Annotated in this window: 13 protein-coding genes; all 13 read left to right on the forward strand. The window is 39.5% G+C overall.

Annotated features, from left to right (window positions below):
• Positions 1–64: 64 nt before the first annotated feature.
• Positions 65–769: an MIP/aquaporin family protein gene (locus tag LG372_RS03560; RefSeq protein WP_049491164.1), complete on the forward strand. Its 705-nt coding sequence runs from the start codon at positions 65–67 to the stop codon at positions 767–769.
• A gap of 405 nt (positions 770–1,174) precedes the next feature.
• Positions 1,175–2,329 (forward strand): D-alanyl-lipoteichoic acid biosynthesis protein DltB, encoded by a 1,155-nt coding sequence (gene dltB, locus LG372_RS03565; protein WP_225742155.1) that lies wholly within the window; start codon positions 1,175–1,177, stop codon positions 2,327–2,329.
• 47 nt (positions 2,330–2,376) lie between these two features.
• The gene (gene dltD, locus LG372_RS03570; protein WP_225742156.1) at positions 2,377–3,549 is read left to right on the forward strand and encodes a D-alanyl-lipoteichoic acid biosynthesis protein DltD; all 1,173 of its coding nucleotides are present in this window, start codon (positions 2,377–2,379) and stop codon (positions 3,547–3,549) included.
• 450 nt (positions 3,550–3,999) lie between these two features.
• Entirely contained in the window at positions 4,000–4,131 is a 132-nt protein-coding gene (locus LG372_RS03575; RefSeq protein ID WP_000813667.1) for a teichoic acid D-Ala incorporation-associated protein DltX, read from the forward strand.
• A 20-nt stretch (positions 4,132–4,151) separates the two neighbouring features.
• Positions 4,152–5,702 (forward strand): D-alanine--poly(phosphoribitol) ligase subunit DltA, encoded by a 1,551-nt coding sequence (dltA, locus tag LG372_RS03580; RefSeq protein ID WP_033682481.1) that lies wholly within the window; start codon positions 4,152–4,154, stop codon positions 5,700–5,702.
• Positions 5,699–6,943, forward strand: coding sequence for a D-alanyl-lipoteichoic acid biosynthesis protein DltB (gene dltB, locus LG372_RS03585; RefSeq protein ID WP_125415507.1), 1,245 nt, complete (start codon positions 5,699–5,701; stop codon positions 6,941–6,943). The genes dltA and dltB (LG372_RS03585) overlap by 4 nt, the downstream gene beginning before the upstream one ends.
• 13 nt (positions 6,944–6,956) lie before the next feature.
• On the forward strand, positions 6,957–7,196 hold the full coding sequence (dltC, locus tag LG372_RS03590) for a D-alanine--poly(phosphoribitol) ligase subunit DltC (protein ID WP_000351967.1): 240 nt from the start codon (positions 6,957–6,959) through the stop codon (positions 7,194–7,196).
• Positions 7,189–8,457 carry a D-alanyl-lipoteichoic acid biosynthesis protein DltD gene (gene dltD / locus LG372_RS03595; protein WP_049491172.1) on the forward strand — a complete coding sequence of 423 codons (1,269 nt, stop codon included), beginning with the start codon at positions 7,189–7,191 and terminating at the stop codon, positions 8,455–8,457. Before dltC ends, dltD (LG372_RS03595) begins: the two co-directional genes overlap by 8 nt.
• A gap of 154 nt (positions 8,458–8,611) precedes the next feature.
• Positions 8,612–9,052: a zinc-dependent transcriptional regulator AdcR gene (adcR, locus tag LG372_RS03600; RefSeq protein WP_001249308.1), complete on the forward strand. Its 441-nt coding sequence runs from the start codon at positions 8,612–8,614 to the stop codon at positions 9,050–9,052.
• Positions 9,052–9,756 (forward strand): metal ABC transporter ATP-binding protein, encoded by a 705-nt coding sequence (locus LG372_RS03605; RefSeq protein ID WP_001269496.1) that lies wholly within the window; start codon positions 9,052–9,054, stop codon positions 9,754–9,756. Before adcR ends, LG372_RS03605 begins: the two co-directional genes overlap by 1 nt.
• Complete coding sequence (locus LG372_RS03610) at positions 9,749–10,555, forward strand: metal ABC transporter permease (RefSeq protein WP_000950038.1); 807 nt, start codon at positions 9,749–9,751, stop codon at positions 10,553–10,555. Before LG372_RS03605 ends, LG372_RS03610 begins: the two co-directional genes overlap by 8 nt.
• A gap of 9 nt (positions 10,556–10,564) precedes the next feature.
• Positions 10,565–12,070 carry a zinc ABC transporter substrate-binding lipoprotein AdcA gene (adcA, locus tag LG372_RS03615; protein WP_061589661.1) on the forward strand — a complete coding sequence of 502 codons (1,506 nt, stop codon included), beginning with the start codon at positions 10,565–10,567 and terminating at the stop codon, positions 12,068–12,070.
• A 775-nt stretch (positions 12,071–12,845) separates the two neighbouring features.
• On the forward strand, positions 12,846–13,730 hold the full coding sequence (locus LG372_RS03620; RefSeq protein WP_004235732.1) for an SPFH domain-containing protein: 885 nt from the start codon (positions 12,846–12,848) through the stop codon (positions 13,728–13,730).
• Positions 13,731–13,934: the final 204 nt, after the last annotated feature.

A 13,934-nucleotide genomic window follows, 5' to 3' on the forward strand; every position in this document is an offset into this window, starting at 1 on the left:
AATCAAAGAGGTGGAGGGCAGGACTCCTTGTCGCCCGCCCCTTCTTTTTAATGGAGACAGAAAGATGATGAATGAATTATTTGGAGAATTTCTAGGAACTTTAATCCTGATTCTTCTAGGAAATGGTGTTGTTGCTGGTGTGGTTCTTCCTAAAACCAAGAGCAACAATGCAGGTTGGATTGTGATTACTATGGGTTGGGGGATTGCCGTTGCGGTTGCAGTCTTTGTATCTGGAAAACTCAGTCCAGCTCATTTAAACCCAGCTGTGACGATTGGTGTGGCCTTGAAAGGTGGTTTGCCTTGGGCTTCCGTTTTCCCTTATATCCTAGCTCAGTTCGCAGGGGCTATGCTCGGTCAGATTTTGGTTTGGTTGCAATTCAAGCCGCATTATGAGGCAGAAGAAAATGCAGGAAATATTTTGGCTACTTTCAGCACAGGACCAGCTATCAAAGATACTGTATCAAACTTGATTAGTGAAATCCTAGGAACTTTTGTATTGGTATTAACAATCTTTGCTCTGGGACTTTATGATCTTCAAGCAGGAATCGGAACCTTTGCAGTGGGAACGTTGATTGTCGGTATCGGTCTATCACTAGGCGGGACAACAGGTTATGCCTTGAACCCTGCGCGTGACCTTGGACCTCGTATCATGCACAGTATCCTTCCAATTTCAAACAAGGGAGACGGAGACTGGTCTTATGCCTGGATTCCTGTTGTGGGACCTGTTATCGGTGCAGCCTTGGCCGTGCTTGTATTCTCACTTTTCTAAGACATTAAAACTCAATTATTCATACCTCAATAAACACAACTTACAAAAAATGACCAAAATAAAGGAGTACTTTCTCATTTCATTTTGGTCATTTTGATTTTTTTAAGTTTGTATACTGGTGTTGATTACTATTTCAGCTAAAAAGGCAGAATTCTTCACTGGTCCCTTCATCAATTTTTTGTTCTTGAATTTTATTTATTGTGTGAATAATTTTGTCTCATTATTGGGATTCAGTACTAAGAGTCAGTTGGATTTTTTATTTTAAGAAATAAAATAACAGAAGTATTTTTAGTTTTTAAATTATGATATAATGAATAAAGTTAACTATCTTTGGTAATATGATAGGAACTAATCTTAAAAAGATAAATCATGAGATGAGAAAAAGAAAAAAGGAGTTTGGCTGGTATGAATTATTTCGAGGGGAATGAGTTTTTCCTTCTTTTGTTTGTAGTTTTACTGATTGGTTTTGTGGTAAACTTTTTTGAAAAACGTAAGGACTACTATATTTTGGTGCTCTCCCTCTTATTTGCAGGAGCTATTTATGGCAAGAGTAGAGCAATGATTGTCTATTTAATCTCCTTTGTAACTTATCAATATTTTCTGGTTTTCATAGCACAGAGGATAGAAACAAAGCGGCTGAAACCTCTGGTTTTCCTTTCTATTTTTCCTTTGGTGATCAATAAAATCTTTGCCCTGACTTCTCTGCATTTGTTGGCCTTTATTGGCATTTCTTACATGTCCTTTAAGACCATTCAGATCATGCTGGAGATATCGGATGGCTTGATTAAAGAAAAGATTAGCATAAAAGACTACCTGCAATTTTTACTTTTTTTCCCTACAGTTAGTGCTGGTCCGATTGATCGGAGTAGGAGATTTTTAAAAGAGATAAACGAGGTCATGCCTCGAAAAGAGTATCTAGAGTTAGCAGGGGACGGTGTGTATCGTATCGTTCTAGGCCTTCTCTACAAGGTTGTTTTATCAACCTATGTTTATCAGATGTTACTCGCTCTAAATAATACTGGTACAGTCGTTTACTCAATCAAGTATATGTACCTCTATACCTTGTATCTGTTCTTCGACTTTGCAGGCTATAGTCTAATGGCCGTTGGAAGTAGCAACATTTTAGGTATTCAGACACCGATGAACTTTAACAAACCTTTCTTGAGTGTCGATATCAAGGATTTCTGGACCAGATGGCATATCACCTTGTCGACCTGGCTGAGGGATTTTGTATTTTCAAGAGTATTGATGCAGGTTATCAGGAAAAAATGGTTTAAAAATAGACTACACAATGCAACCTATGCCTATATGGTCAATATGTTGGCCATGGGTTTTTGGCATGGTCTTAGTGTTAGCTACATTGTTTATGGTTTTTATCACGGTGTCTTGATGGCTGGATTTGAAGTGTATCAAAAGAAAAGCACTTTTTATAAGAAAAATAAAAACAAAAATTGGTATAAACTACTAAGTTGGTTTGTGACCATGAATTTGGTTATGATTGGTTTCTTTATCTTTTCAGGTGAACCCTATAAAATCTTACTGACGATTTTAAAGAGATAAGAAATTGAAAAGAGATTGGACGGATCGAAGGGATAGGATAAAACGAGATGATTAAACTAAAAGCATTTTTGCTATCGCTTGTGCTCGTAATTGCGACGCTTGCCCTTTTAAATGTGACATACGTCAAGAAGATTGATGATTATTATAAAGTAAAGGATAACAGTATTCGCTATAGCACTTCGTATGAAAAGTATAAAAGTAGAGATATTCTGACAAGCAATATTACTCCCAATACATTTGTTTTATTGGGATCATCTGAGTTGGTTGCGACGATAAATGAAGACTATCATCCCAATAAAATTTTTAACTACAACGATTTTAATATCATGCAGATTGGGACCAGTTATTCACAAAACATCATTCAGGCTACGACCTTGGGTTCTATTGAAGAATCTATGACTAAGAGAAAAGTGGCTATAATAGAGTCGGTTCAGTGGTTTGAAAAAGATGGGACTCATCAGGATGCCTTTTTGAACAAGGCTTCTCAGGAACATATTTTCCATATGCTAGATAATGATAAGATTAGTAAGGAAACGAAAGAAAAACTAATCAATCGCATTATAGAGATTACCAAGGGGAACAAGCAACAAAATGACATCTACAAAAAATACAAAAGTTATTTCATAGATGAAAAAGGAACGATTGTTGATAAAAAATTATTGGAGTTAGATAACGCGATTTATTCCTTTAAGCTCAAACAGACTTTTTATCAAAAACATGCCAAATCAGATTATCCTTCACTAGGGGATAAAACCCCAGACTATGATTGGGAGAAAATGACGAATCAGTTTGTAGAAGAGGTCAAAAAGAAAACAGACAATAATGATTATGCTGTTGATAATAACTACTACAATACCTATTTAAAAGATCGTTATACATCGCTGAAGAATTCTAATAAAGATTTGAGCTACCTCGAGTCACCAGAGTATTCAGATATGGAACTTTTCTTGACAGTTGCCAAAGAATTGGGCATTGAAGTTGAGGTCATTATTTTCCCAGTAAACGGGAAATGGAATGACTACACAGGTGTCTCAAGAGAGATGCGGGAGAAAACTTATAAAAAAATAGAAGATGTCGCAAAAAGCTATGGTGCAACGGTATTAAACTATGGAAACAGAGAGTATGATGATTACTTTTTATTTGATGTGATGCATGTTGGAGTGAAAGGATGGATGGAAGTTGAAAAAGAACTTTACAAATTTGCAAACCAAGATAACTAACACACACCGTTTAATCTTGTGGACGCTATTTTTCTATACGGTTATCTTAAGCATCGTGATTTATTGTTTTGTGACCGATTTTTCGAACATTCAAGAATTTATCTATAGTGAATTCTAGGATTACATACTATAAAAATCTCTAGATAAAGGGAACTGCACCGATAAAGTGAGACATAAGATAAGGCTCTATAATATTTATAGTGGAAAAATCCTCTATAGGTAGTATGGAGCCTACTTTATTGTAGCCCCATATAATTTATACTGAAAAGCATTCAAGCTATCATTAGAAAGAATCATATGGAACAAATTAATGTTACTGGAACGTAGTGAAAATAGACGGGTAAACAATTGAAAAACTAGTCTATAAAGTGGTATAATAGCAGAAAAATAAATTAGTAAGAAATTGATTTTATTTTAGCGGAAAATTACAGAAATGAATGGTTTTTCTTAATGAAACAGAGAAAAGAATTGTACCTCTTTCTTGGTCGGACAGCCTTGTATTTTCTTATCTTTCTAGGGCTGCTTTACTTTTTTAGCTATCTTGGTCAGGGTCAAGGAAGCTTTATCTATAATGAATTTTAACTTGAAGGAGAATCCTTATTATGTCAAATAAAGCAATCGTAGATATGATTGAAACCATTGAGCATTTTGCTCAGACACAGCCTAGCTATCCTGTTTACAATGTTTTGGGGCAGGAACACACTTATGGAGATTTGAAGGCTGATTCGGATAGTTTAGCTGCAGCCATCGACCAACTGGATTTACCAGAGAAGTCTCCTGTGGTTGTTTTTGGTGGCCAAGAATATGAAATGTTGGCAACTTTTGTAGCTCTGACTAAGTCAGGACATGCCTACATTCCCATTGACAGCCATTCAGCCTTGGAGCGAGTTTCGGCTATTTTAGAAGTAGCAGAGCCAAGCTTGATTATTGCTATCTCAGACTTTCCATTGGAGCAGGTTTCTACGCCAATGATGACTCTAGCTCAGGTTCAAGAAGCCTTTGCTCAAGGGACTAGTTATGAGATTACGCATCCAGTCAAGGGTGATGATAACTACTACATTATCTTTACTTCTGGTACAACTGGTAAGCCTAAGGGAGTACAGATTTCCCATGATAACCTCCTCAGTTTTACCAACTGGATGATTACGGATAAGGAATTTGCGACGCCAAGTCGTCCGCAAATGCTGGCTCAGCCACCTTATTCTTTTGATCTGTCTGTCATGTACTGGGCACCGACATTAGCACTTGGTGGTACACTTTTCGCTCTTCCTTCAGCTATTACTCAGGACTTTAAGCAACTCTTTGCGACCATCTTTTCATTGCCAATCGCTATCTGGACATCAACGCCTTCTTTTGCGGATATGGCCATGTTGTCTGAAGACTTTAATAGCGAGAAAATGCCTGGTATCACGCATTTCTACTTTGATGGAGAAGAATTGACGGTCAAAACGGCTCAAAAACTACGTGAGCGTTTCCCAAATGCCCGTATTATCAATGCTTACGGCCCAACAGAAGCGACAGTGGCCCTGTCAGCAGTTGCCGTGACAGATGAGATGCTAGCGAATCTCAAACGTCTACCAATTGGCTATACCAAGGCTGATTCTCCAACCTTTATCATTGACGAGGAAGGAAATAAACTGCCAAATGGTGAACAGGGAGAAATCATTGTTTCAGGACCGGCCGTCTCAAAAGGTTATATGAATAATCCTGAAAAAACAGCAGAAGCCTTCTTTGAGTTTGAAGGTCTGCTAGCCTATCACACAGGTGATGTGGGAACCATGACAGATGAGGGCTTGCTTCTCTACGGCGGACGCATGGACTTCCAGATTAAGTTCAACGGTTACCGCATTGAGTTAGAAGATGTCTCTCAAAACCTCAATAAGTCTCGCTTTATCGAGTCTGCTGTTGCAGTACCGCGCTATAATAAAGACCACAAGGTGCAAAATCTTCTAGCCTATGTCATCTTAAAAGATGGTGTTCGTGAGCAGTTTGAGCGTGATATCGATATTACCAAGGCCATTAAGGAAGACTTGACAGATATTATGATGTCTTATATGATGCCGTCCAAATTCCTTTATCGAGACAGTTTGCCACTGACTCCAAATGGAAAAATTGATATCAAAGGATTGATTAATGAGGTAAATAGGAGATGATGGAGTTTTTTAAACAGCTTCCTCATTTAGAGCCATACGGCAATCCTCAGTATTTTGTCTATGTGATTGCTGCAACCTTGCCCATCTTTATCGGCCTCTTTTTCAAGAAACGCTTTGCCTGGTATGAGGTATTGGTTAGTCTCTTCTTTATCGTTACCATGCTGGTAGGTGGGAAGACTAATCAATTGGCTGCCTTGGGCATTTATCTGTGCTGGGAAATATTGCTCTTGCTTTTCTATAAGCACTATCGAAAAAGTAAGGATGGTAAGTGGGTTTTCTACCTAGTTAGTTTTCTGTCCCTACTGCCGATTATCTTTGTCAAGGTGCAACCAGCTATCAATGGAACGCAGTCTTTGCTTGGATTTTTGGGAATTTCTTACCTGACCTTTCGTTCGGTTGGGATTATCATCGAGCTGAGAGATGGAGTGATTAAGGATTTTAGCCTCTGGGAATTCCTCCGCTTCCTACTCTTCATGCCGACTTTTTCAAGCGGGCCAATCGATCGCTTTAAGCGGTTTAATGAAAATTATCAGACCATTCCTGAGCGAGATGAGTTGATGGATATGCTGGAAGAGGCTGTCAAGTATATCATGCTTGGCTTTCTATATAAGTTTATCATAGCTCATATTTTAGGAGAGACCTTACTCCCTCCTCTGAAGAATCTAGCCCTACAGTCAGGTGGCTTTTTTAACCACTATGCCTTGGCAGTTATGTATACCTTTGGTCTAGAACTTTTCTTTGACTTTGCAGGCTACTCTATGTTTGCCTTGGCCATTTCAAATTTGATGGGAATTCGTAGCCCTGTCAACTTTAACAAGCCTTTTTTATCTAGGGATTTAAAAGAGTTTTGGAATCGCTGGCACATGAGTCTGTCTTTCTGGTTCCGTGACTTTGTCTTTATGCGAATGGTCATGGTGTTGACCAGAAAGAAGGTCTTTAAGAATCGCAATGTAACCTCAAGTGTGGCCTATATTGTAAATATGCTGATTATGGGATTTTGGCATGGAGTGACCTGGTACTATATCGCCTATGGCCTCTTTCATGGATTAGGCTTGGTTATTAATGATGCTTGGATTCGTAAGAAAAAAACGCTCAATAAGGAACGGAAAAAAGCAGGGAAAGCTGCTCTACCTGAGAATCGCTGGATTCAGTTGCTTGGCATGGTTATCACCTTCCATGTCGTCATGCTGTCATTCTTAATCTTTTCTGGATTTTTGAATGATTTATGGTTTAAAAAATAAAAGGAAATAAAATATGGATATCAAATCAGAAGTTATTGAAATTATTGATGAGTTGTTTATGGAAGATGTTTCTGACATGATGGATGAAGATCTTTTTGATGCAGGTGTCTTGGATAGTATGGGAACGGTTGAGTTGATTGTGGAGATTGAAAACCGTTTTGATATTCGTGTCCCTGTTACAGAGTTTGGTCGCGACGACTGGAATACAGCCAATAAAATCATAGCTGGTATTGTGGAGCTACAAAATGCTTAAACGCTTATGGTTAATCTTTGGGCCTATCTTCATAGCTGGATTTTTGGTTCTTCTACTCATCTTTTTTTATCCAAGTACAACAAGCCATAATCTGACGGAGGAGAAATATTCGGCGGCTTCTGTTAGTGTAGAGAGTTTTAAAGAGAGAAGCCAAAAAGTAAGGGCTCTTACAGATCCAAATATGCGTTTTATTCCTTTTCTAGGGTCCAGTGAATGGATTCGATTTGATAGTGTCCATCCAGCTGTTTTAGCCGAGAAATACCATCGTCCCTATCGTCCTTACTTTTTAGGTCAAGCAGGAGCAGCCTCTCTAAATCAATATTTTGGCCTACAGCAAATTTTGCCAGAAATAGAGGATAAGCAGGCAGTATTTGTAATTTCGCCTCAGTGGTTTACGGAGGCTGATTATGAACCCGCAGCGTTTCAGAGATTTTTTAACAGTGACCAATTGACAGCTTTTCTGGAAAATCAATCTGGTGACACTGCTGCAAAGCATGCGGCTATTCGATTGTTAAAGCAGAATCCTAATGTTGCATTAAAAGGCATTGTTCAAAAACTGTCAAAGGGTGAAGAATTATCAGAGGTTGATCAGGTTGCTATTAATATTTTTGCCCGATTCAATGAGAGACAGGCTTCTCTATTTGGTCAGTTCTCCATTAGAGGAAAACTCAAATATAAGGAACATGTGGAAAATTATTTAAAAGATCTTCCAGATCAATTTTCTTACCAAGAGTTAGAAAAAATTGCTCGAAAGGATGCAGAAGCCAATACGACCAATAATGATATGGGGATGGAAAATCATTTCTATACGAGAGAGGTTAAGAAGGATTTGAAAAAATGGGAAGGGTATCAAAAGAATTACAGTTTCCTAAAATCATCTGAATATAATGATTTACAGTTGGTTCTCAATCAATTTGCAAAATCGAAAGTTAATGTCCTCTTTGTCATCCAGCCTGTCAATAAGAAATGGATGGACTACACAGGGCTCAGAGAAGATATGTACCAGCATGCAGTGGAGAAAATTCGTTACCAATTAGAAAGTCAAGGTTTCACTAATATTGCTGACTTTTCAAAAAATGGAGGGGATCCTTATTTTGTTAAGGATACCATTCACCTAGGTTGGTTGGGTTGGCTTGCTTTTGATAAGGCAGTTGATCCTTTCCTATCCAATCCCACGCCAGCTCCGACTTACCATCTGAATGAACGCTTTTTCAGCAAAGATTGGGCGACTTATGATGGAGATGTTAAGACATTCAAATAGATAATAATATATAGAAGAGTTCAAGAATGAAACTGGTTTTCACGTTTTTTCTTGACTCTTTTTTTGGTTGTGATATAATTAACCAGTAAATAATTTTTCAAAGAATAGTATTTTTCTCTTAAAAAAGAGAAGTCCAAAAGGAAAGGAGTCAGATATGAGACAGCTAGCGAAGGATATCGATGCTTTTTTAAATGAGGTGATTTTGCAGGCGGAAAATCAGCATGAAATTCTAATAGGTCATTGTACTAGCGAGGTAGCTCTGACCAATACCCAGGAGCATATCCTCATGCTCTTGTCGGAGGAATCTTTAACCAATTCAGAGTTGGCTCGTCGCCTCAATGTCAGTCAGGCGGCGGTTACCAAGGCCATTAAATCTCTGGTTAAGGAAGGGATGTTGGAAACATCTAAAGATCCTAAGGATGCGCGTGTGATTTTTTATCAGTTGACTGACTTGGCTCGTCCAATCGCTGAGGAGCACCATCATCACCATGAGCATACACTTTTAACCTATGAACAAGTGGCGACTCAGTTTACTCCAAATGAACAAAAAGTGATCCAGCGGTTTTTGACTGCTTTAGTAGGAGAAATCAAATAATGAGATATATTACGGTAGAGGATTTATCCTTCTATTATGATAAGGAGCCCGTTCTTGAACATATCAATTATAGTGTTGATAGTGGGGAATTTGTTACCTTGACAGGGGAAAATGGGGCAGCTAAGACGACACTGATTAAGGCCAGTCTTGGAATCCTTCAGCCACGCATTGGTAAGGTGACCATTTCAAAGACAAATACCCAGGGTAAGAAATTGAGAATAGCCTATCTTCCCCAACAGATTGCCAGTTTTAACGCAGGTTTTCCAAGTACGGTTTATGAATTTGTCAAATCTGGTCGCTATCCGCGTAAGGGTTGGTTCCGTCGACTGAATGCTCATGATGAGGAGCATATAAAGGCCAGTCTAGACTCAGTGGGCATGTGGGAACACAGAGACAAACGCTTGGGTTCTCTATCTGGAGGACAAAAGCAGCGAGCGGTGATTGCGCGTATGTTTGCTTCTGACCCAGATGTGTTTATCCTAGATGAGCCGACAACGGGGATGGATGCAGGAAGTAAAAATGAATTTTACGAACTGATGCACCACAGCGCCCATCATCACGGCAAGGCTGTTTTGATGATTACTCATGACCCTGAAGAAGTTAAGGACTATGCGGACCGCAATATTCATTTAGTTCGTAACCAAGACTCGCCATGGCGTTGTTTCAATGTTCATGAGAATGATCAGGAGGTGGGCCATGCTTAGTTTATTATCTTATGACTTTATGCAACGTGCCTTTCTGGCTGTTATTGCTATGAGTCTTTTCTCGCCAGTATTAGGAACCTTCCTTATCTTGCGCCGTCAGAGTTTGATGAGTGATACCCTCAGCCACGTCTCGCTTTCAGGTGTAGCCTTTGGTCTGGTCCTAGGGATTTCTCCGACTGTTTCTACGATTGCCATTGTCTTGATTGCGGCGGTCTTTTTGGAGTATCTCCGTACGGTTTACAAGAGCTTTATGGAAATCGGGACAGCGATCCTCATGTCAACAGGTCTGGCTGTTTCTCTGATTGTCATGAGTAAGGGTAAAAGCTCGAGTTCAATGAGTTTGGACCAGTATCTTTTTGGTTCAATCGTGACGATCAGCGAAGAGCAGGTTATTTCCCTCTTTGTCATTGCGGCGGTTGTTTTGATTTTGACCTTCCTCTTCCTTCGTCCTATGTATATCTTGACCTTTGATGAGGATACGGCCTTTGTGGATGGCTTGCCAGTTCGTACCATGTCCATTCTTTTTAACATGGTTACAGGGGTGGCCATTGCCCTTATGATTCCTGCTGCAGGAGCTCTTTTGGTATCGACTATCATGGTCTTGCCAGCTAGTATTGCCCTGCGTCTGGGGAAAAACTTTAAATCGGTTATGCTGCTTGCCAGTGCGATTGGATTTTTGGGAATGGTAGCAGGACTTTACATTTCCTACTATGCAGAAACACCTGCAAGTGCAAGTATTACCATTATTTTTGTAACTGTCTTTTTACTCATCAGTTTAGTAAGACGTTTTATCAAATAGGAGACTAACGTGAAAAAAATTAGCTTATTGCTAGCCAGTCTATGTGCCTTGTTTTTAGTGGCTTGTTCCAATCAAAAGCAGGCAGATGGCAAACTAAATATCGTGACAACCTTTTACCCTGTCTATGAATTTACCAAGCAAGTCGCAGGAGATACGGCTAATGTAGAACTCCTCATCGGTGCTGGTACAGAACCCCATGAATATGAACCGTCTGCCAAGGCAGTTGCCAAAATCCAAGATGCAGATACCTTCGTTTATGAAAATGAAAACATGGAAACATGGGTTCCTAAATTGCTAGATACCTTGGATAAGAAAAAGGTGAAAACCATCAAGGCGACAGGCGATATGTTGCTCTTACCAGGTAGCGAGGAAGAAGAGGGAGACCATGACCATGGAGAAGAAGGTCATCACCATGAGTTCGATCCCCATGTTTGGTTATCACCAGTTCGTGCCATTAAACTAGTAGAGCATATCCGTGATAGCTTATCAGCAGATTATCCTGATAAAAAAGAGACCTTTGAGAAGAATGCTGCTGCCTATATCGAAAAATTGCAAGCCTTGGATAAGGCTTATGCAGAAGGCTTGTCTCAAGCCAAACAAAAGAGCTTTGTAACGCAACATGCAGCCTTTAACTATCTGGCCTTGGACTATGGACTCAAACAAGTCGCAATTTCAGGCCTCTCTCCAGATGCAGAGCCATCAGCTGCTCGCTTGGCGGAATTGACAGAGTACGTTAAGAAAAATAAAATCGCCTATATCTATTTTGAAGAAAATGCCTCACAAGCCCTTGCTAACACACTTTCAAAAGAAGCAGGTGTCAAAACAGATGTCCTTAATCCTTTAGAAAGTCTGACAGAAGAGGATACCAAGGCTGGAGAAAACTACATTTCCGTGATGGAGAAAAATCTCAAGGCTCTAAAACAAACAACAGACCAAGAAGGCCCAGCAATCGAGCCTGAAAAGGCAGAGGATACCAAGACAGTTCAAAATGGTTATTTTGAAGATACAGCTGTCAAGGACCGCACCTTGAGTGACTATGCAGGTAATTGGCAGTCAGTTTATCCTTTCCTTGAAGATGGAACTTTGGATCAGGTCTTTGACTATAAGGCTAAGTTGACTGGTAAGATGACTCAGGCTGAGTACAAGGCCTACTATACAAAAGGCTATCAGACAGATGTAACTAAGATTAATATCACTGATAACACTATGGAATTTGTTCAAGGTGGACAAAGTAAGAAATATACTTACAAGTATGTTGGTAAGAAAATATTGACTTATAAGAAAGGCAATCGTGGCGTGCGCTTCCTCTTTGAAGCGACAGATGCGGATGCTGGACAATTCAAGTATGTTCAGTTTAGCGACCACAATATTGCCCCAGTGAAGGCAGAACATTTCCATATCTTCTTTGGAGGCACAAGCCAAGAAGCCCTCTTTGAAGAAATGGATAACTGGCCAACCTACTACCCAGATAACCTATCTGGCCAAGAAATCGCCCAAGAAATGTTGGCGCATTGATGAGAAACCGACTAGTTCATAGGAGCTAGTCGGTTTTTTGATACTAGATGGCTAACTTCATGATAGATCTTTCAGATACATAAGGCGCTTTAAAAAAATAAATAAAACTCTTGAAATATCGGGGCTTGTATGTTAGAATGATTTTAACGGACAAGGTTCATTAGAACACCAAAGCCCCTAACTATGCCAGTAGTTAAGGGCTTTTTTGACGTATCTTAGAGATTTAACGGGTGTTGATAGGCTAGTCACTCGGTCTACTTCTTACCATCTAGCCATTTGCAGACGAAATACAAGATAATTCCTGCTATGACGTCCGCTATAATAGTAAGAACGAGCTCTGGGGCAAGGTTCATTAGTTTCACCTCCTCTCACGAACCGTAAGGAACGTAATCGGTAACCGATGACAAAAATAGTATACACATCAAATTTAGATCATCAACCTTACTTCATGCTTGAACTATTGGAGTGTGGTTCATTGTAATGATGTTTTTTGTGAGTCTTTTAAAGGGATTAACCGTTACTTGTTTCGTTTCTTTGTCCATAGCTTGTAATGTTCAGATAGTATGTTGATAATCAACGGAGTTAGAGAGAACTCGCATGGTAGACCTAATTCTTTACCAGTTGGTTTAGCAAGAAATCAGACGACAATGTGACAATTCACCTCTAATTATTGACATTTCAGGAAAAATCGCAGTAAAAACTGCACAGCCTTCTTTAAATGTGCTATAATACAGGAAAAATAATGATGGAGGTCACGATAATGGCAACATTTTTGATGATTTTTGTGGTGGTTTGTGTGCTCCTATTGGTGATAGTCACACTGAGTACAGTTTATGTAGTTCGTCAGCAGTCGGTGGCGATTATTGAACGCTTTGGGAAATACCAAAAGGTTGCCAATAGCGGTATTCATATTCGATTGCCTTTTGGGATTGACTCGATTGCAGCGCGGATTCAGTTGCGCTTGTTGCAAAGCGATATTGTTGTTGAGACCAAGACCAAGGACAATGTGTTCGTTATGATGAATGTGGCGACTCAGTACCGTGTCAACGAGCAGAGCGTGACAGATGCCTACTATAAACTCATGCGTCCAGAATCTCAGATTAAATCTTATATCGAAGACGCTCTTCGCTCTTCTGTTCCCAAATTAACCTTGGATGAATTGTTTGAGAAAAAAGATGAGATTGCCCTTGAAGTTCAACACCAAGTGGCGGAAGAAATGACTACTTACGGTTATATTATTGTGAAAACCTTGATTACTAAGGTCGAACCAGATGCAGAAGTCAAGCAATCCATGAATGAAATCAATGCGGCGCAACGTAAGCGGGTCGCAGCGCAAGAATTGGCGGAAGCAGACAAGATTAAAATCGTCACTGCAGCTGAAGCCGAAGCAGAAAAAGACCGCCTTCATGGTGTGGGGATTGCCCAACAACGTAAGGCGATTGTGGATGGATTGGCAGAGTCTATCACAGAACTCAAGGAAGCCAATGTTGGTATGACAGAAGAGCAAATCATGTCTATCCTCTTGACCAACCAGTATTTGGATACCTTAAATACCTTTGCTTCTAAAGGAAATCAAACGATCTTTTTACCAAATACGCCAAATGGTGTGGATGATATCCGTACACAAATCTTGTCAGCCCTCCGTGCTGAGAAGAAATAATAGACTAAAGAGCCTGGAGTCAGGCTCTTTTTAGTGTTCGTGAGAGATAGGTCTTAGCTATTCATAAAAGTTACTAACAGGTTGTGGATAAGTGTGGATAACTTCTGATTATTTTAGTGATAATTCTTATTTGTGTGACCAATTTAGTAACTTTTGAGTATTATAAAGTAGTTTTAATTGCTGAAACTCAAGAGTTAAGCACAG

It is taken from the genome of Streptococcus sp. Marseille-Q5112 (assembly GCF_916700555.1).
GTDB lineage: Bacteria > Bacillota > Bacilli > Lactobacillales > Streptococcaceae > Streptococcus > Streptococcus symci.